Origin of the sequence: Streptomyces sp. NPDC048751, from assembly GCF_043198595.1 — a bacterium.
In the GTDB taxonomy this organism is placed as follows: Bacteria; Actinomycetota; Actinomycetes; order Streptomycetales; family Streptomycetaceae; genus Streptomyces.
In genome coordinates, this window is sequence record NZ_JBICUX010000027.1 from 60748 (window position 1) to 79578 (window position 18831).

The following is an 18831-nucleotide window of genomic DNA, read 5'->3' on the forward strand; positions in this document are numbered from 1 at the left end:
CACCGATGGGCATCATCGCCGACAGCCTCGACCAGGCCGACGCCGCACACTTCACCCGCCCCATCCCGAAGTCTGCCCAGAAACAGATGCAGTTCCTGGTCAAGCAGACCAAGGGCACCAAAGCGGCGGCCGACTTGCTGGGCATCACCCAGCGCACCGTCGAGCGCTACCTCGCAGGAAAGCTCAAGCAACCCCGCCCCCACCTCGCGGACCGGCTCGCGGGCGAGGTCCGTAAACGATGGCAGCCCCGAGTACGCGACCGGGCCAAAAAGCAGGCTGTCACCACCGGCGGCATCATCATCGACACTCGGGCACGCTTCGGATTCGCCGCTGCCCCGGGCACCACCGACGACCCACGGCAGCGGTCCATTACCCAAGGCCTGCCCCCGGCCTACGCCGCACGGCTCTTCGACGCTCACACCGCCGGAGCCACCGAGCAGCAGCTCCAGGGCATCGTCGCCGAGGGACTCCAGGAGGTCTACTTCAAAGACCGCGGACGGCGCGCCCACGGCCTGCTGGTGGACTTCACCGATATCGACTACCTCGACGTCGACTACTGACCGTAGGACGCAGTCAAGGAGTCGACCAGACCCTCGAGTACCGAAGGTTTTGGGCTCCCGCTCATGATGGCGTTCTCGGGGAATTTCCGGTGCTCGACCTGGCGGCAGGCCGGCTGCGCCGTGTTGCGGCAGCGCGACCTGCGCTCGCGGCCTTGGGACGACGGCCCACTCGATAGCGTCATTCCGCAGGGTCGCAGCTGTGGCCATGGTCGTGACCGGATCGGCGATGGCTGCATCAAGGAGTTGGGGTCAAGCGCTCCGGGGACGCATCGGTGATTTCCGGCTCGGCGTCTATACCACGCTGCACGTGGTGGGATGCGTGTTGATCCAGGAGAGGCCGCCGAGGTCGAGTTGGCGGCGGGCGCGGGTGACGGCGACATAGGCGAGGCGGGCATCGGTGTCGCTGACTGGCTCCGGGATGGGCCGTCCCTGGGCATCGTGCTGGTCTGTGTCCTTGGGCGGGGGGAAGTCGTTGCCGATTTGAACAGTGGGCCATTCTCGGCCCTTTGCGGTGTGGGCGGTGGAAACGGTCACGTCGGCGTGCTCCTCGTCGGTGAGCTGGTCGACTGCGGCGAGGATGGCATCGGGTCCGTGGGTGTCGACTAGGTCGACGAAGGGCTGGACGTCGCGTCCGGCGGGGTCGTACGCGGCGTAGTCCTGCAGTTCGCCCCATGAGGTGAAGAGGACGAGCTCGGGGTGGGAGGTGCGGCGGCCGTCTTTGAGGTCGCGGGCGGCGAGGGCGAGTGCGGCCAGCTGTTGCCTTCCCCGGGTGAGGGCGACACGGTGGCCGGCGCCGAGCAGGCGCATGACTTCGGCCATGGCACCGATGTTGGTGCGGCACAGCACCGCGTCCGGCCGGTTGAGGACGCCGACATCGGTGGCGTTGGCTTCGGTACCGGTCAGACGGATGGGGGCGTCGGCGAGGGTGAGCCACCGGTTGGCCTCATCGGCGATCAGGGGCCCGAAGCGGAAGGATCGGGTCAGGGTGAGAGGGGTGGCATCGAAGCCGCTCATCACGTCCCGGGCGCCGCGCCAGCCGTAGATGGCCTGGGCGGAGTCACCGACCATGACGAGCTGGGCATGGCCGCGCTGGGCGGCAAAAACCTCCTCCAGGACCGGGTTGGTGTCCTGGGCCTCGTCGAGGAAAAGGAAATCGGCCTCGAGTCTCGGTCCGGTGAGGGCCCACATTTTCAGGTAGTGGTCGTGTTCGAAGCGGACCACGCCCCGCTCGGGGTTGTGCAGGTCGGCCCAGGCTTTGAGCGCGAACGGCATGACCTGGCCGACGAGTTGGGCGTGGTCGTCGGCCGCGTCCAGGCCGCGCATGCGTGGCACGTGGTGGTGGGCCAGGGTGCTGTCGGCGGAGTAGCAGTAGCGGGTCACGGTGCGCAGCACGGTGTGGGAGAGCGCCCTGGGGCCGATCTCGTGATCGCCGATGCGTAGAGGGCGGGTGATGCCGAGCGCCTGGCCGGTCTTCCATGCGGGCTGGCGGGGGCTATTGAGCCGGTTCGTGTAGCGGTGACCGAGCGCGGCGTAGGCCGTGGCGTGGGCGGTCTTGCACAGCACCGTGCGGGGGAAGCGGGTGGCGGCGTCCCGCGCGATGTCCTTGTTGAAGGCGAGGTAGCGGCCGCGGCGCCGGGTGCTGGATGCGAGCAGGCCGAGCGTGCTGGTTTTCCCCGTTCCGGCGCCGGCTTGCAGGACGAGATGGTGGCCGGCCCGGAAGGTGTCGGCGGCGTGGGCCTGTTCGTCGGTGGGCGTGTGCAACAGGGGCTCCGCGAAAGGAAGAAGGGGACGTGACGAGTGGTGTGTCGAGCGAGGTCAGCTGTGGGGGGACTACGGCGCTGCCGGTGGGCGGCGCCGGTCCAGCAGGCTGCCAGCGCAGGCCAGGATGTCTTCGGGCGGGTGATGGACGAGCAGGTCCTCGAGCCGGGCTTCCAGCAGCCGCCTTCGGCGCTGTTCGTGTTCGGCGAGGGCGTCGGTCACACACCGGCCGAGGAAATCCTGTGGGCGCTGCCCGCGGACCGTGGCGGCCTGACGGATGGCGGCCGCCGCGGTGTGCTTGAGGTCGACGTTGAGCAGGATGTGGCCGTGGCGGTTGGGGTAGTGGCTGGTCAGGACGTCGATGGGCAGCAGGGATCCCAGGCGCCGGCGCAGCATGTGCAGAGCGCCGCCCGGGCTGTGCGCACGCTGGAGAGCCATCAGCCGGGTGCGGTCGGCGTTCGCTGCCAACGGCACGATGCGGCAGCTGTGCCGGAGTTCGCCGCTGGTGACGGGCTGGGTCAGGATGACCTCCACAGCGTGGTGCCGGTTCACTACTGAACCGCCTTTCGCATCCGGCCCGTCCTCCCGGTGCGGCGGGCGGGGGCCGGCAGACGGTTGTGGATGTGCTCGTGGTGGCGCAACGGGTCGAACGGCTCCCAGTCAGCCATCGCCAGGTCAGCGGCCCCTGGAACGGCGGCGTGCTGCGGGCAGCGCTGGGCACGCCAGCGCAGCTGCGCCGCATAGGGCAGGGCGCTCAGGTCGTACACGGCCATGACATCGGCGGGCAGCGCCAGTTGGCCGCTGGCTGCGGTGGCCGGGACCAGCCTCCAGACGCCGGACGGGGCGGCGGAGGTGAGCAGCGGGCTGGTGCAGCGGCGGCGGCGCCTGGTCTGAGCCACGCACCGGATCTCGTCCACGGGGCGGGCAGCGAGATAGCGGACGTACAGCAATTGCACGATCGGCTGGCCCGGGCGGCACAGTGCTGGCGTCGGGCTGTCCAGCGGCGCCGGGGACGGGGTGAAAGCACCGGTGTCGATCAGGCGGCGGGTGTTGACGGCCAGTGTCCGGCGCAGGCCGGTCAGTGGGGGCGGCGTCGAGGACGCGTCGCTGGCGGGGCATACGACGGTGTGCAGCAGCCGGCACCAGCTGCTGCCGTCGCCCGCGGGGTGGGCGATGCCGGAACTTACGTGCCAGCGGCAGACGGCGGGCACCCGTGCGGAGGGCAGTTCGTACGGATGGAGGAGGACGGGCTGCTGCGTGCTGCGGTGGTACCACTCGATGCGGTTGCCGCACGCGCGGCAGCGGCCGCTCTGGCTGCAGCGCAGCAGTCGGCTGCCGCTGTCGGACGCCACGCGCAAGGAGCGGCGCGGGGGAGCGGCCGCGTGCCGGACCGGAGGAGAGGGGGTAGAGCGCATGCGGGCGAACCTGCCAGCCAACGCGCCGCGTGCGCGGCACCCGGGCCGCCGTATCACCCGGTAGGCCGCATGCAAGGTGACTGGTGTGCGAATCTCCGGCCGCACGTTCGATGGGGTGTTGTCGTTCGGGTGATCCGTGTCTGTGGCCTGGCGGGGCGTCAGTCGGATGGAGGGCCGGGCACCTCGTGCCCGCGGCACAGGGTGCTGAAGAGGTCGTCCAGGGGGGTGTTCAGGGCGTGGGCGAGGGCGTGCCAGGTCTTCAGCGTGCCGATGGTGCGGCCCTGCTCGATCTCGATGACGGTGCGCCTGGCCAGCCCGCTGCGGGAGGCAAGCTCGTCGTAGCTCCACCCGCGCACGGCCCGCAGACGCGCGAGCTCCAACCGCAGCGCATCGAGGTCCGGATCGGGCGGCAAGATCGTCACCCGTCCATCCGACGGTGCAGACCCCTGCCCTGTCAGTGCAGACCTCTGCCCTATTTCCCCAGGTGGCACTGCCCGCGAGAGGGCAGAGGTCTGCACTACGGTGGGCCGCCGCCCCACAGCCGAAGACGGGACCGGCGCGCAAGCGACAGGAGGAACACGCGCCTATGAGGCTGCGCACACCATGCTCAGCGATGCCACGCGCCTGGACCGTGGAACTGCGCTCGCACGCCAGCGGGCTCCTTCTGGTCTGCCAGCAATGCCCGCAGGCGGGCGGCCAGGTCGCCGCGGTCTCCGCCCGCTCGGCCGCACTCGCCCACCTCGCCCGCCACGCCCGCGGTGACCTCCTCCCGCCTCATCTGAGGATCTGCCAGTGCCACGAACGAGGCTGCCGCTGGCACCCCCGTCACCGAGGCTGCGACGGCCCCATCCGCCTCCTCCTCGCCTGCGAACGCGGCGGACGGCTCTGGCGACTCGCCGATGCCTGCAGCGCCTGCGCTGCCGCGACAGCCCAGGCCGCCGTCGTCCCCGACACCGCCCTGCGCGCCACCCTGCGGCAGTCACCGACCGCGCGGCGACGCCCACGACAGCCCAGAGGCCCCGGTGAGCAGATCCGAGTGCGCGAAATGCTCAGCTACCTGGCCGCTGCTCTCCCGCCCGATGCCTCGGCCGCGGCACGCCTGCTCGCCCTCCAGTGCACCCTGCGCATGGATGCCGCCATGCATGTCCGTCTGTCCAAAGGCCTGCTGCGCAGCCTTCGACTCGACACCCCCGGACCGTGGCACGAGCTTGAACGAGCGCGTTGGCTCCGCTCCGCTCCCGCACGCGCCGCCAACGAGCTCGTTGCTGAACTGCTGGATGCCACCCTGCTGGGCCAGGCGCCAGCTCGCAGCGACCGTAGGCATGCAGCCGACTGGGCGCTGCGCGCCGGCTGTCCCTCAAGAGCGGGGACCGCGGAGCCGCTGGTACAGCTGGCGAGCGTCTACCTCGCAGCCCACACGGATCCCCAAACCGGCAGCGGTTGGAGCGAGCTCGAGCAGATGGCGCGCGCCGGCGGTACCGAGCCTGCCGAACTGCCCCATGTGTTCGATCGACTGGTCGCGACGAGACTGCTCAGAACCTGGAACGCCGGTCCCGATGCGGAAGACCTGCACTGGACCCTGGAGGACAGAACGCGGCCTCACACCGCACAGAGACCGTCCTGACAACCCTGAATGAGGGAACCGTCCAGGCTGGATGTCCTGCATCCTCGGGACAGGAAGATCCTCTGCCGATGCGATATCTGTTGGCCACGGAGCCGGCGCATGGCACTGACAGCGCCGGCTCTGTCGCGCCGGACCAGGCCCCGCGCCGAGGAAGATCGGACTCAACGCCCTCTCGGAGTTGCTCGTCTTGATACGGGCCCCGGGATGCCCACGGGGTGAGAATGGGCTGATGCGATACGCGTGGCGACGGTCATTGAGGCCGCTGGTGGCCGACAGTGGTCGGCCTGATCCGGGCAACAGCTGGCGGGAGACCGACGATCTGTTGCGGTTGGACGATATGCGGGATGTGCCCGTCGTCGTGGTGCTTGGCGAGCGCGGTGCGGGCAAGTCCGTAGCCCTGGAGCAGGAACAAGCACTGCTGGGCCCGCAGGAAGCGGGAGCTGCCTCGCTGCTGCACCTGGGCCGGGATGTCGCCGACACGGCCTCCGCGGCCGCCGTTCTGCACGAGCATCTGTCCGCAGAGCAGGACGGGCCGCTGTATGTCCTCTTGGACGGACTGGACGAGGGCTTGAGCGATATTCCCGGCCTCGACAGAGTTCTCCTGCTGCAACTGCGGGCGTTGCAACTGCGGCAGCGTGAAGGGCTGCGGTTGCGGATCACCTGCCGCACCACTCGCTGGTCCGAGACGCTGGAGAGCGGGCTGCAGCAGCTGTGGCCCGGTCCGGGACAGGTGGCGCTGATGACGCTTGCACCGCTGTCTCGCCAGGACATCCAGAGCGCGGCCGAGCAGCATGGCCTGGACGGGGCGGCGTTCACCGAGCAGGTAGCCAGCCGGGGCCTTGGAGCCTTGGCCCAGCAGCCGGTCACACTCGTTCCGCTCCTGAAGGCCCAGGCTCGGGGGGAAGAACTTCCGAAGACGGTGGCCGAGGCCTACGAGCAGGCATGCCGCACGTTGTGTACGGAGACCTGGGCGCAAGGGTTCGTACAGCGTCAGGAACGGCCGGCAGCGGACCATCTGCTGGAAGTGGCCCGCTGGACGGCAGCAGCCCTCCAATTCGGCCGTACCCCGGCCCTCACCGACCGGGAACCCGTCCTCGAGAATGAACTGCACCTCGACAGCCTGTCCGGCCCTGGGATCCCCGGAGCCGTCCCGCAACTGGAGTGCCGCCGCCATGAACTGCTGCATTTGACTGAGTCCGGTCTGCTGACCCCGGTGGGCCAGCGCCGCTGGGTGTTCGCTCACCGCAGCTACCAGGAGTACCTGGCGGCACAGTACCTGCGCGACCGCATCGCCCCGGCCGTGCGCAACGAGCTGCTGTGGGCAGGTAGCGGCACGGCACGGCATATCGTGCCGGAGCATGAGGAGATCGCTGCTCGGTTGGCGGTTGACGATCCCGCGCTGTTCGAGGACCTGCTCGCCACCGACCCGCGCGTCTTGCTCCTGGCCGATCTGTCCTGTCTGCCGGACGCATCCCGGCTGCGGACCGTCCAGGCGCTCTTGGAAGCGGCACCCGACGAAGACTTCGACCGCCTCGACTTCACACTGCTTGAGCGGCTGTCCCACCCGCACCTGGCCAGACAACTGGCACCGTTGCTGACCCGTGATACGGACCAGAACCAGGTGTACCTGGCTTTGTCTATCGCTGCCCAGTGCCGGCCAGCCGAGCTGACGCCCGCTCTGCTGTCGTTTGCGGAGGACACCACGGTGCCGACGCGCCTTCGCTCCTTCGCTCTGTACGCGGTCGCCGAGGAGAGCCTGCAGGACGACGCGGTGGAAGCACGCCTGCGCGCCCTTGCCACCGACGCGAAGACCAGCACTGCGGAGGCGGCACTGGAGCACCTGTGGCCGCAGCACCTGCGAGTGGCCGAGTACTTCGACCTGCTCCCTGACCAGCAGCCGTTCACTTACCGGCCGCAGCTGGAGAAGGCCATGGACCTGGTCACACGAGAGCATGTCACCGAGGCACTTGATTGGTGTATCGCTGCACTTGAGACCCAAAGCCCCAAGTCTTTGGCCGCCACTGTGCTGCTGGCCCGGTGTATCCGTCTTATCGGCCACCTCGACCTCGCCGGGGGGCCGGCCCCCGGTGAGGAGCAGGCCGGACAGGCGCTCGTCGCCCTGGCAGCGCACGCCGAGCTGTCCAGCACCGCCGACGCACGCACGCCGCTGGAGTACCTGCGCGATTCCCTGGACGCCGTGCCCGCTCTGCGCCGCCGTCTCGCCGACTACGTTCTGCGCCACAGCAGCCAGGAGCAGGTCCTGGAACTCACCTTCGACACCCCGGAGGTGGGCCTGTTCCCCGAGGAAGACCTTCTGTACTGGGCCGAGCGCTGGACGGACCTTTCGCCCGAGACACGGCACATCGCGAAGTCGCTCTTCAGCCACAGGCAACGGCCGGACGAAGCGCGGCTGCGAGGGGCTTTGGACAAGGCCCGGCAGGCGGATGAGGAACTTCGGGATGCCACCGCCTGGTGGGACGCCCCTCCTTCCAAGTGGCAGCTGCGCAGGCAGGCACGAGAACAAGAGGAGCAGCAACGCAACACCTTCGACGAACAGGCGTTCAGGGCTGCGCTGGAAGCCGTGCACACAGCTGCCCCTGACCAGGTCCGCGCCGCCTGGCGCACGGTCCTCGGCCACCTCTACCGCACCAGCGACGGCCAGCCTGTCAAAGACGGATCCGCCCGCCTCAACGCGGTCGCCGCGGCACCCTCCTACCCGCCTGAAGGCAGTGCGCTGCACACCACGCTGTCCCGGGCCGCCCTGCACGTCCTGGCCACCGCCCCTGCATGGCAAGCACACGACGTCTCGGCCGTGGGCACCGAGTGGATCGACATACCGGAACTGACCGTGACGGGATGCGTGCCTGCTGACTCCTGGCAAGCCGCACTGCCCGGAATCCGTACCGAGCAGTGGGCAGGCTGGGCACTCGCCCTGGCCACGATGAGCTTGCCGACACAAGAAACAGACCTGCACTACAGCCTGTTCAGGCGGTGCGCCCGCCACGGCGGCCACGCGTTCGAGACTGCGCTGGCGATGTCCCTGGACCGTCTTGATCCCTACCGGCTCGCTGAACTGGTCCGGTTCCTGCACACCCTGGAGGCGGCGGACGCCCTCGCCGTGATACGGGACTGGGCTCTCAAGCCCGATCGCAGTGCCGCAGCCTGGGCCGCCGTGACGGTCACCTTGTCGAGCCTCGGCGACAGTCCTGCCCGGGACCAGGTGAAGCAGACTGTGGCAGCCGGTCCGCTCCCCGACGGAGCCAGTTCCGATCCGGAACGCTGGCGCACCGCGGCTCATGCGGTGATGGCCGACACGGACCTGCCGGAGAGCTGGCCTCACATCCGCCGGGCGTTCGATGACGGCGAGCTGTGCCGTGCCGTGATCGACGGATTGGCCGCTGCTGGCCCGGGCCGCTGGCCGGCGGGCGTGGCGGAACTCGAGGAAGCCGATCTTGCTGACCTCTACGAGCGGTTGTGCAGTTGGGAGGAACTGAGGAAGCCCCGCCCCGAGCGTGAGCCAGGTGTCGCCTACTGGACCACGCCGCAGGAAACCCTCCATGATCTTGCCGATGCCCTGCCACAACAGATCGCCCGCAAGGCAACCTTCCAGGCGTCCGAACAGCTCAGCCGGCTGGCCGCTGTCACGTCCCGCCACCCGACCTGGTTGCGGCGCCTGGCCCGCGCCACCGCTCGCCAGGCTGCCCAGCAGCAGAGCCGGCCGCTGCCCGTACACCAGCTGCGGAAACTGGCCTCCGACCACAGCCTGCGCGTGATCAGCAATGAGGCCCAGCTCCTGGACGTCACGATGGAAGCCCTCGACCGCGTTCAAGAGGCACTCTCGGGCCCCAACGGGATGGCCATCCTGCTGTGGAACCGCACCGCGGCAGCCGCCTACAGCACGATGTGGCCGACATGGGAGGAGGACTTCAGCGACCTCGTCATGGGTCTGCTGAAGACCCACCTCGGCGGACGGCGCATCATCCTCAACCGCGAAGTCCAAATCGACCGCCCGGGAGCCCAAGGAGGCCGTACCGACATTCACATCCAGGCGGCTGACCCCTCGCACAACGCTGAGCCTTTCACCGTAGTCATCGAAGCCAAAGGCTGCTGGAACCCAGGCCTGTCCACCGCACTCGCCAAGCAACTGGTTGCCCGCTACCTGCGCCACCCCCGCACTGCCGGCATCTTCCTCGTCGGCTTCTTCGACTGCGCCCAGTGGCATTCCGAGCACCGGAAGCCCTGCTCGCCCAGTCACACCCGGCAGCAGATCGAGGCCAAACAGCAGGCACTGGCCGCACAGCAAGATGTTGCGGTCCGCGCACGAGTCCTCGACTGCCGGCCGCCCGGAGCTCAAACCGCCTAGGTTCTGTCTCTTTGGTCAGTGGCGGGTCCAGATGAGGATGCCCGCGAGGTGGAGTGCGGCCTGGTAGGCGATGGCGAGTTTGTCGGTTCGTGTGGCCAGACCGCGCCACTGCTTGAGCCGGTTGATGCACCGTTCGACGGTGTTGCGCTGCTTGTATGCCTCGCGGTCGAAGCCGGGCGGTCGGCCGCCGAGTCGGCCTCGCCGCAGACGATGGCCGGCTTGGTCGGACGGCTGCGGGATGACTGCACGGATGCCCCGGCGTCGCAGGTGGCTGCGGATGGAAGTACGCGCGGTCGGCCAGAACGGCCAGGGGTCGGGTCCGGGGCCTGCCGGAGCCGATGCGAGGCACGCGGATGCGGGACATCACCGTTTCGAAGGCGGGTGCATCGCCTGCCTGGCCTGCGGTGACGATGAAGGCAAGGGGCCGTGCCCGGCCGTCTGCGGCCAAGTGGACTTTGGTGCTCAGTCCGCCGCGTGAGCGTCCGAGTGCGTGATCGGCGGGCTCGCCGGGGTGGGCCGGGACGACCGTGGAGTCCACGGACACCGTCCAGTCGATGTCGATGTCGATGTCGATGTCGTCGTCGGCGTCCGCCGCCGCCAGGACGGCAGTGAGGATCATCTCCCAGGTGCCGTCGACGGCCCATCTGATCAGCCGCTTGTGCGCAGTCTTGAACGAGCCGAGCTCGTCGGGAAGGTCCCGCCAGGGCGAGTTGGTGCGGTACTTCCACGCGATGGCCTCAAGGGTGCGGCGGTGGTCGGCCCATCGCCGTCCGCGGACCGGATCGGCCGGCATCAGCGGCTCGATCCGGTCCCACATCGCATCAGTGATCACCAATCGGACAGACACATCCGATCAACTGACCAACCCATCAAAGAGACACGCGCTAGCTCGCGGGGCGGGACGCTGTTGACGTACAGATCACGTTGCCCGGCGGGTTGCATTCCCAATACGCCGTGCGTGGTGCGCAGGCAGGGTTCACCTGGTGGCGCACGTTAACGGAGCGAGCGGGTCGGTGTTCTGTTCGGTGACTTGGATGTAGGCGTCGAGCGCTTCTCGTGATTGGGTCAAGGCGAGCCTGGTCATGGGGGGCGATGACGCGTCGATGCGGCGATCTGCCACCGGACGATGGCTGGAGGGAGCAGCCGACCGTTCGGGTCAGTCGATGATCTGGTGGAAGAACCAGGTGGCGCCGCCGAAGGTGCCGCCGGCGACGAGGAGGGCAGCGGTGGCTACGCAGCAGAGATCCGCTACGGAATCGAACGGCTCCGAGCCTCCCTTCTCCGCCTCGCCGAACTGCCGCTGGGCGGCACCGCAGTCGGCACCGGCATCAACACGCCTTTGGTGCACGGTCGGCGGGATGTGCGCTCGAGGAGCAGGGGAGGGGTGTCAAGGTGGCCCGAGCCGGGCCCACCGCTGTCAGGCGGAGGGGGCCCGGCCGGACTGCTCCATGGGCCGGGCCCGCGTCCGGCAGCGATCACGAAGGCGTGTGGCCACCTCCAGCCGTCCCGCCGCGCTGCTCCTGCGCATCCACGTCCTGGTTCTTCTGCGCTCGTCGCTGCTTGCGCAGTTCAGCCCGGCGCTCGCGCTGGTTGGCCCGGCGCTCGCGGTGACGAAGAAACGCGAGGAGCAGGTCCCGCTTGTGCTCGGACTCCTCGGGCAGCACGATCGTGGCCAGACCGAGAACGAGCGAGACCACGAGCGTGACACACACGGTCACCACCACGGCCTCCCAGGGGGCGTTGGCCACCGTCAGCGCGGTGACGACCGCCCCGCCGCTACCCATGCTCACGGCTGCCGGCCGGATCCCGCCGAAGCGGGACTGCTGCGGAGCGGGCACGCTCACTGGCCCCACCCCTCCGCGCCGGTCCGAAGCAGCGCCTCGAACCGGCACCCCCGGCACGCCGCGCTCACCGCTGTGGGCGACAGCGCAGAACCGCGGTCGTCCGCAACGTCATCGCACACCGGCCCCACCAGCCGCAGCACCCTGCCGATCTGACCGGGCAGCAGGAGACCGGCGCTCACTCGCCTCCCTCCTCGTCGATGTCGAGGAGGAACGGGGACCGGGACGGTCCGAAACGCAGGAGGATCGCCTCGGTCTGCCTCAGCTGTTCACGGAGTTCGTCGACGGTGTCGACGTGGCCGAACACCTCCGGACCGCGGCTCTTGTGCATGCGGGCGAGGGATCGCGCAGCCTCGAACGCGGAGACGACGCCGCTCGTGAGCAGGCGGCGCTGACGTACGTCCTCGGCCTCGAGTTCTTGCGGCTCGCGGCCGTTCTTGGCGATAGTGGCCAGGGCCCTGGCCGGGTCGGCGGCGTAGACGAGGTCCCACTCGTAGTCGATGATGACCTGCTCGCCCGCCTTGTCGAGCACGGGCTCGCCGTCGTGAACGAGAAGCCCGTCGATCTCGCGGTCCTGGGTGTGGAACTGCTTGGGCAGGACCGTCGGGTCCGCGGCGATGTGAGCGCGCGCGATGGAGTGCAGCATCCGCAGACCGCCAGCGGTCTTCGACAGCACGTCGAGCAGACTTACGGGCGTCGCCCTGAACGGCGCCGTACGGCTGTCGCGGTCGGTGCCCTCCTTCGAGCCGCGGTCCCGGGTGATGTAGCCGTCGAGGATCGCGGCGGTCCCCCCGAGGACGGTCAGCTCCGCCACCGCGCCCGCCTCGCCGGCCAGGGCGCGGCCGAGGATGTCGTCGAGGACCTCGGCCCCCGCGCCGCCCAGGGTCAGTTCCCACGGCTGCTTCCACACCCGGTCGGTGATCGTGCCGCCGTTGCCGAAGGCCCGCAGCAGCTGCTCGATGCCGTCCTGGCTGCGGTAGGCCGACAGCGCCATTGGCGCCAGCCGCTCGCTGACGCGCTGTCGGTCGGCCTTGCTCATCCCGAATTCCTGCTTGACCAGCCGGTTCATGGCGTATGCGCTCGGCCCGGCCAGCACCGCATGCTGATGGACCGCAGCCGACCACAGCCGGTATGCGGGAACCCCGAGCAGCTCGTGCATGTCCTGCACACCCGCGGTGCCCGACAGCACGCGGTACACCTCCGGGCTGATCAGCCCCTCACGCAGAGCGTGCCGGTAGACCCGCTGCATGCCCTGGGTGTACTGCGCTCCCCGGGTCCAGGGGGTGACATGGACGTGCAGGTTGGCGAGCAGGTCGTCACGAGCCGCCACCAGGTCCGCCAGCGGCCCGCCACCGTCCGCGCGCGCCCCGACGACGACGACGGCGGGGAACGCGAGCGTGTGGCCCTCGCGCCGCGTCGCCTCCGTCAGCGCGGGCACGGCAAGGTTCTTGCGGGTACGCGCCGTCAGTTCAGCCGTCCGCCGACGGGCCAGCCCCTGCTCCGCCCTGCTGCGCGCCCCGGACTGATCCATCGAGCCGATGACGGAAGAGATACAGGCCGAGATCGCGGCTTCGACGTCGCCGCCGGTCCGCGCCAGCCACATGCTCATCAGCCGGCTGTTGCCGTCACCCGTGACCAGGAAGGTGTCCTCGCTGCCGTCGTCGTACACCACGCGCACCACGAACAGCGTCAGCGGCTCCTTGACCCCCTGCTGGAGCACGCTCTGGGTGTAGTCGTTCTCGCCCTTCTGGGCGTAGAACGTGTGGCGCATGCTCACCGCGACCGCCCGGGCCAGCGCCTTGCGGTCCCGCATGCGGACGGTGAACACCGCGACTGGCTTCCCGCTCGCCGGCTCGATGAGCGTCTCGTACGTGGGGGCCAGGAACGTGGAGGGGACCGGGTCCATGGCCGTGGGGAGCTGGTCCGCCCACCTTTGGTTGATGATGTCCGGCAGCACGTCCAGGTCGAGATAGCGGGAGTGCGGCGCCGTCACATGCAGCGTGCCGCCGACGACCGGCTTGGCCGTCAGGAGGCTGACCGGCTCGACGGCCACGAGCGCCTGCAGCAGCACCGGGTCCACCGCACCCGAGGTGACGACGTTCGCCGCCTCCTCGTCCAGGGAGACCTCCGGGTGATCGAGCAGCGCCTTGCGCGCCCTGCGGAGCCGGGCCACCGGCTGCGGGTCCGCCACCGCTTCGGGGCGGCGCAGCAGGGGAGGGAGCCCGTCGTCGGGCTCGGGCCCGTCCAGGCCCGCGAAACTCTCCGGCGAAGTCATGGTCTTGCCCTTCCTGGCATCGTCGCGCAGCAGGAGGGCATGAGCCTCTGCTTCCACTGCGCGCCGTCCCCAGAGGGCGGCGTGCGCCGTCACGCTCCATCAGCGGCTCCCACGCCGTGACATCCCGTGCCGTCCGGCGTTCCACGGCAGCCAGGCGAGCCGCTGGTCAGGTCGGTCTCATCGACCGAACGTGCCCCGTCGACCGATGCCCGGTCCTTCAGGACCGAACGTTCGCCGTCTACGGGTGCCAGCTGCTCTCCATGCGCAGGGTCGAGCCCTGCGGCATTCCAGTTACCGTCTAGCCAGGAGCGGGGTGCGCCGCCGGCAGCCAGTGCCAGCGGCCTCCGATCCTACGCCCAACTTGCCCCGGCCCAGGCCGAAACGGAGCCCACGGCCCAGGAATCGAACTACGCTGATCTCCGGACATGGCCTACCCGATTTGAGCGCAGCCCGCTGAAGACGAGGCCCTCGTTGGTGATGCCGGTACCGCGCCAGTTGCCTTCAGTGCAGAAGTGCGACTCCTTCACCCCGCAGCCGCACCAGCCGGGCCAGATCCTCCGCCTCGTGCCTCTCCAGCAGGAACTCGACCGGCCCCGCGGTCTTCTTCTCCCTCTTCGCCTTCCGCACCTCCTCCTGCTCCGACACCACACGAGTCCGGCGCACCGCCATCAGCGTCCCCGCGTCAGGCCGGCCGAGCGGATGGGGCCTTCTCCAACGACACCCCTTGCCGAAGCGCGACGTCCGCGAGCCGTGGCTGTCTCGACCCGACCGTAGGCCCGCCTCCCCGGCGCGCTGGACCGCGGATCAGGACCCGACGAGGCGGCGATAGGACTCCCGCCGTCTCACGGCTCGTCCATCAGGCGCCGGGCCGTGGCGATGTCCGTGACGAGTGCGGTGATCCAACCGCCGCGGAGCGCGGCCCGCACCGCCGTGTACTTGCGGTCCCCCCGGCCACGCGATGCGTCGAGGAACGGTGCGCAGTTGGTCGACGGGGATGCCGATCGTCCGCTCGCCCAGTCCGGCATCGACGTGGACGCCCTTCTCGTCGAAGAAGCGCTGGCAGATGTCACCCACGGCGCCCAGGCCGCGAAGCCGCGCGATCTCCTCCTCCGCCACGGCGTTGCCGCTCAGCCTGAGCAAGGGCGAGAAGTCCGTGATCGTTCCGGCTGGGGGGTCGGCCCGCGGTGACCGTCGCGCCGGTTCCCGGGTGAGCCGGCGGGTCATCAGCGTGAGCGACGCCCAGGTGATCAGCTACTCGTTGACCTGAGGGAGCCGCTCGTGGTTCCGGCAGTGGCGTCGGGCCCGCATGATCCAGGACAGCGAGCGTTTCACGACCCAGCGGCGAGACAGGACGATGCAGCCGGGCGGATTCGACAGTCGGCGGATGGTCTTGAAGATGACGTTCAGGCGGTCCTCGGCCCAGGCCACCAGCGGCCCGGCACAGCCGGAGTCGGCCCAGACCGTGGCGATCTCGGCGTGCATCAGATGCAGCCGGAACGCACGCGTTGGCCGAGGCCCGCTCGTCCGTCGTGCCGGGCCCACGCCCACCACAGATCAATCGCCCTCTCATCGACTCACTACCAGCGCATCCCAACTGCGGACAGCTCCTCCACTCGTTCGGGAGCAAGACTGGCTTTACGCGCACGGGAGTTGGCGACGAACACACCAAGCATCAGCTCGGCCCCGTCAACGGTTTCGATGTGCGATCGGGGTACGTTCAGATGCCCTTCTCGGGTGCGGTACTGGCGGGCCGCCGCCAGATTCGCTTCCCACTTCTGGGCCCGGCTGCGCCGAGGAACGACCGCAGACGCAGCCAGCTTCTCCGCACGGGGTTCGATGCGCAACACCTCGCGGAGCAGCCACTGCTGCACGCCACTCAGCGCATTCCACTCCTGCCGCTGCACCTGCACCCAGCGCCCGATGTCCTCGCCCTGCACCAACAGCACACCCTCCCGCTCCGGCAGTGAACCTCCGCCCTGCCGGTGCATGCGGGCGAGGTGAAAGCACCGCTGCCACGCCACCGGCCACGCCGGACACCACGCGGGATCGATCTCCCCCAGTGCCCGGCGCCGCTCCCGGCTCAGCCCACCCGCCCCAGAGCCGGCCCGCGACCCCTGCGCCAGTTGGTCCTCGGCCCGCCGGGCAGCGGCACGCTGATTCTTCAGCCAGATCCCGACCGGGTAGTTCTCCCAGGTGGCCTCCGTGGGGGCCACCAGGTGGCCGTGCTCGGCTGCCCAGCCGCGGGCCGCGGCCAGGCCCTCGTCGAAGGCGACCGTGAAGTGGGACCACACCATCCCGAGCTCGTCCAACTGCGCCACCCGCTCCGGCCCAAGACCGCCCTGACGATTCAGGCGCCGCTGATTGGAGATCCACACCCCCAGCGGAAACCCATCAGGCGCCGTGTGCCCGTAGGGGACCCGCAGATGCCCGTGGTCACCGTGGAACGCGAGCGCCGCCTGCAGACCCCGCCGCCAGAACTCCCCCTCCGGCCGCAGCACCCGCGCACTGATGAACGCCGCCAACTGGACCGGATCCCGCCGCAACGAGAACGACAAGAGCCCCTGCGCCGCAGCGCCGGCCCCACCTCCCGGGCTTGAACCGCCAGAGGTCGCCTCGGACCGGCTGGCGGCCTGCGGGACGGCGAGCTGCTCGACCGCCTCCGCGTCGTGCGCCCGCAGCGCGGTCAGCAGCTTCACCAGATCCTCATACGCCTTCGAGGCGAGCATCTCGTCCGGCTCCTCGCCCGGCCCCAGGAACACCGGCACCACCAGAGAGGCGACCTTGCCCTCACCCGGCTGCATCCGCAGCGCACGCCCCACCGCCTGGACCACATCGGGCACCGAACCCCGCACGTCCGCGAAGACCACCGCGTCACAGCCCGGCGTGTCCACCCCCTCGCCCAAGACCCGCACCGACGACAACACACACCGCTCCCACACCACACCTTCCACCGCACACCCCGACGAGAACTCCTCCAACACCCGCCGCCGGTACGCCACCTTGTGCTCCCCACAAAGCCACCGCGCCCACACCGCCCCCGGCTCCGGATAGCCCCCCTCGCCGCTCTCCCACAGCGCCTTCGCCACCGCGCCCAGCCCACTCGCGAAGGCCTCCGCCTCACTCGTACGCGAATGGAACGTCAACAACTGCCTCAACTTCTGCTCGGCCGCCGTCTTCAGCACCGCCGTCTGCAACGCCGCCAACCGCCGCCCCCGCACCGCATCACTGCGCGCATCCGACCCCACCAACTGCAGCGCCTGCACCTGCGGATCAGCGATGTCCACACACACCACCTGATACCGCGCGACCAACCCCCGCTCGATCGCCTCCGACAGCGGCAACCGGTACACCACCGGCCCAAACACACTCTCGTCATCCATCGACGCCACCAGCGCCGCCGACCCGCCCTCACCCCCCGACGACGCATCCCACAACCGCGGCGTCGCCGTCATGTACAAGCGCCGCGCCGCCGGCACCTTCCCCTGGTCATGCACCGCCGCCCACGGCTTGCCCAACACCCCCGACGTCCGGTGCGCCTCGTCCACCACGACCAAATCCCACCGGCCCAGACCACCCGCATGCGCCCGCTCCAACACCCCCAGCCCCAGCGCCGCATACGTGGCGAACACCGTCACCCGCTCACGGCCGGCCAGCCACGCCACCAACTGCCCGGCATCGGTCGTGCACGGCACCTCCAACGCCCCACCCTCGCGCGGCGAGCACACCCCGAACATCGGCCCCGCACGCCCGGCCGCCCGCCACACCCCCACCATCTGCCCCAGCAGGTCAAGCGTGGGCACCAAGACCAGCACGCGCCCTGCACGCAGCTCCAGCGCCGCGTGCACCCCCACCAGGCTCTTGCCCGCCCCCGTGGCAGCAACTACCTGAGCCCGCAGCCCCCTCTCAGGCCATACTCCATCCGGCGGCTGAGCCAGCGCCCGTACCACCGCATCCACGGCCTCGATCTGATGGGGACGAAGCCGATGCCGACCCGACACGATCTTCCGCCTTCCACGCCGCACCAACGGGGGCAGTAGCCCCTCACTACAGACTCTATCCCGACTCATTTTGATGCAATCGCCCCTGTCGGGCGACAGCAACGGCACGCCCGCGAGGGCCGCACTCATCACCGTCCCACCCAGACTGCACCCCTCGCAGGAACTGCCCGGCCCCCGCGTGCGGGCGGGTGCGGGGTGGGACAATGCCCCGCACCCGCCCGCACTGCAACCGTCCTCAACCAGCAAACAGACTGAAGGGTTGTCAGGACGGGGGAGGGGGAGGTGACTCGGGAAGCTTCTCCACCCCGAGCTTCGCCAGACGCGACCGGATCGCGCTCGGCTGCCGAGCAAACCGCTCGGCCAGCTCGTCAACACCACTCCCAGAAGCGTGGAGCCGCAGCAACAGCTGGTCATCCTCCGGCGCCCACCGCTCGTAAGCCTTGGGATGCTGCTTGCGCACCTCATCCACCGAGTACACGCGCGAGGCCAGCTCCGACCTCACCGGCAGCTCCACCCCACTCAACACGGAAGTGGGGAAACGGCACACCTCAACGCCCTGCAAAGAGAAGGTGATTGAGCCACCCTCGAACGTCAGCAGATCCGCCTCAACCTCCAGCACCCGCTGCATGACATCTGCATCCGAAGGATCAACCACGAACTCCGAGAAACGTAATCGGATCTTCCCCTGAGGAACAGCACCAGACATGCCAACCACCCTGCCCAACACGGCGTCTCAGCAAGCCGGGCAGCCCCTTCTTGTAGCCAGCCAGGCCCGCAGCGCGGGCCCAGGGCAGGGGAGCGGAGCGGACCTGCCCGCGAGCCGCGGAGCGGATCGCTCCCGGGCGTTCATGCCCGGGCATTTTCTCGTGGGTCCGCAACGCGGACCCACCCGGCGGGCTTGCCCGCCGGCAGGCCCGCGCAACGCGCGGGCCCGAGCCGCAACGCGGCTCGGTTTTCACTTGGGGGGTGCGCAGCACCCCCCAACCCGCTCCGCGGG

16 protein-coding genes and 2 pseudogenes are annotated in these 18831 nt (G+C 69.7%); 4 read left to right on the forward strand and 14 right to left on the reverse strand.

Features of this window, described 5'->3' with window-relative positions:
- The first annotated feature begins 5 nt into the window (after positions 1 to 5).
- Entirely contained in the window at positions 6 to 560 is a 555-nt protein-coding gene (tpg, locus tag ACGFNV_RS44500) for a telomere-protecting terminal protein Tpg (RefSeq protein ID WP_393631142.1), read from the forward strand.
- Between the two features lie 291 nt (positions 561 to 851).
- Here tpg and ACGFNV_RS44505 read toward each other — a convergent pair whose 3' ends face one another.
- The 4 genes from ACGFNV_RS44505 to ACGFNV_RS44520 form a co-directional block, all read right to left on the reverse strand.
- A complete protein-coding gene (locus ACGFNV_RS44505; protein ID WP_393631144.1) occupies positions 852 to 2321 on the reverse strand; it encodes a UvrD-helicase domain-containing protein in 1470 nt (489 codons plus the stop codon).
- 69 nt (positions 2322 to 2390) lie between these two features.
- On the reverse strand, positions 2391 to 2870 hold the full coding sequence (locus tag ACGFNV_RS44510) for a hypothetical protein (RefSeq protein ID WP_393631145.1): 480 nt from the start codon (positions 2868 to 2870) through the stop codon (positions 2391 to 2393).
- The gene (locus tag ACGFNV_RS44515; RefSeq protein WP_393631147.1) at positions 2870 to 3733 is read right to left on the reverse strand and encodes a DUF6083 domain-containing protein; all 864 of its coding nucleotides are present in this window, start codon (positions 3731 to 3733) and stop codon (positions 2870 to 2872) included. The genes ACGFNV_RS44510 and ACGFNV_RS44515 overlap by 1 nt, the downstream gene beginning before the upstream one ends.
- A gap of 158 nt (positions 3734 to 3891) precedes the next feature.
- Positions 3892 to 4155 carry a helix-turn-helix transcriptional regulator gene (locus ACGFNV_RS44520; RefSeq protein WP_385931367.1) on the reverse strand — a complete coding sequence of 88 codons (264 nt, stop codon included), beginning with the start codon at positions 4153 to 4155 and terminating at the stop codon, positions 3892 to 3894.
- A 191-nt stretch (positions 4156 to 4346) separates the two neighbouring features.
- On the opposite strand from ACGFNV_RS44520, the gene ACGFNV_RS44525 reads away from it, so the two are divergent.
- Positions 4347 to 5357 carry a hypothetical protein gene (locus ACGFNV_RS44525; protein WP_393631149.1) on the forward strand — a complete coding sequence of 337 codons (1011 nt, stop codon included), beginning with the start codon at positions 4347 to 4349 and terminating at the stop codon, positions 5355 to 5357.
- 265 nt (positions 5358 to 5622) lie between these two features.
- Positions 5623 to 9720 carry a hypothetical protein gene (locus ACGFNV_RS44530; RefSeq protein ID WP_393631151.1) on the forward strand — a complete coding sequence of 1366 codons (4098 nt, stop codon included), beginning with the start codon at positions 5623 to 5625 and terminating at the stop codon, positions 9718 to 9720.
- A gap of 15 nt (positions 9721 to 9735) precedes the next feature.
- Here ACGFNV_RS44530 and ACGFNV_RS44535 read toward each other — a convergent pair.
- The 7 genes and pseudogenes from ACGFNV_RS44535 to ACGFNV_RS44565 all read right to left on the reverse strand — a co-directional run bounded on the left by ACGFNV_RS44535 (position 9736) and on the right by ACGFNV_RS44565 (position 14952).
- Positions 9736 to 10537: pseudogene (locus tag ACGFNV_RS44535) on the reverse strand (IS5 family transposase).
- Between the two features lie 339 nt (positions 10538 to 10876).
- Entirely contained in the window at positions 10877 to 11068 is a 192-nt protein-coding gene (locus tag ACGFNV_RS44540) for a hypothetical protein (protein WP_393631163.1), read from the reverse strand.
- A 127-nt stretch (positions 11069 to 11195) separates the two neighbouring features.
- Complete coding sequence (locus tag ACGFNV_RS44545) at positions 11196 to 11564, reverse strand: hypothetical protein (RefSeq protein ID WP_386258600.1); 369 nt, start codon at positions 11562 to 11564, stop codon at positions 11196 to 11198.
- The gene (locus tag ACGFNV_RS44550; protein WP_393631152.1) at positions 11561 to 11743 is read right to left on the reverse strand and encodes a hypothetical protein; all 183 of its coding nucleotides are present in this window, start codon (positions 11741 to 11743) and stop codon (positions 11561 to 11563) included. Before ACGFNV_RS44550 ends, ACGFNV_RS44545 begins: the two co-directional genes overlap by 4 nt.
- A complete protein-coding gene (locus ACGFNV_RS44555; RefSeq protein ID WP_393631154.1) occupies positions 11740 to 13836 on the reverse strand; it encodes a hypothetical protein in 2097 nt (698 codons plus the stop codon). The genes ACGFNV_RS44550 and ACGFNV_RS44555 overlap by 4 nt, the downstream gene beginning before the upstream one ends.
- A gap of 501 nt (positions 13837 to 14337) precedes the next feature.
- Positions 14338 to 14499 (reverse strand): hypothetical protein, encoded by a 162-nt coding sequence (locus ACGFNV_RS44560; protein WP_393631156.1) that lies wholly within the window; start codon positions 14497 to 14499, stop codon positions 14338 to 14340.
- Positions 14500 to 14678: 179 nt separating this feature from the next.
- Positions 14679 to 14952: pseudogene (locus tag ACGFNV_RS44565) on the reverse strand (sugar-binding domain-containing protein).
- Here ACGFNV_RS44565 and ACGFNV_RS44570 point away from each other — a divergent pair.
- A complete protein-coding gene (locus ACGFNV_RS44570) occupies positions 14900 to 15103 on the forward strand; it encodes a hypothetical protein (RefSeq protein WP_386258635.1) in 204 nt (67 codons plus the stop codon). The pseudogene ACGFNV_RS44565 and the gene ACGFNV_RS44570 overlap by 53 nt on opposite strands.
- Here ACGFNV_RS44570 and ACGFNV_RS44575 read toward each other — a convergent pair.
- From ACGFNV_RS44575 to ACGFNV_RS44585, 3 genes are all read right to left on the reverse strand, one after another.
- Complete coding sequence (locus ACGFNV_RS44575; RefSeq protein ID WP_319718959.1) at positions 15088 to 15318, reverse strand: hypothetical protein; 231 nt, start codon at positions 15316 to 15318, stop codon at positions 15088 to 15090. The two genes, ACGFNV_RS44570 and ACGFNV_RS44575, sit on opposite strands and share 16 nt — an antisense overlap.
- 95 nt (positions 15319 to 15413) lie before the next feature.
- Complete coding sequence (locus tag ACGFNV_RS44580) at positions 15414 to 17858, reverse strand: Helicase associated domain protein (protein ID WP_393631160.1); 2445 nt, start codon at positions 17856 to 17858, stop codon at positions 15414 to 15416.
- A gap of 238 nt (positions 17859 to 18096) precedes the next feature.
- A complete protein-coding gene (locus ACGFNV_RS44585; RefSeq protein WP_393631158.1) occupies positions 18097 to 18540 on the reverse strand; it encodes a hypothetical protein in 444 nt (147 codons plus the stop codon).
- Between the last annotated feature and the right edge of the window lie 291 nt (positions 18541 to 18831).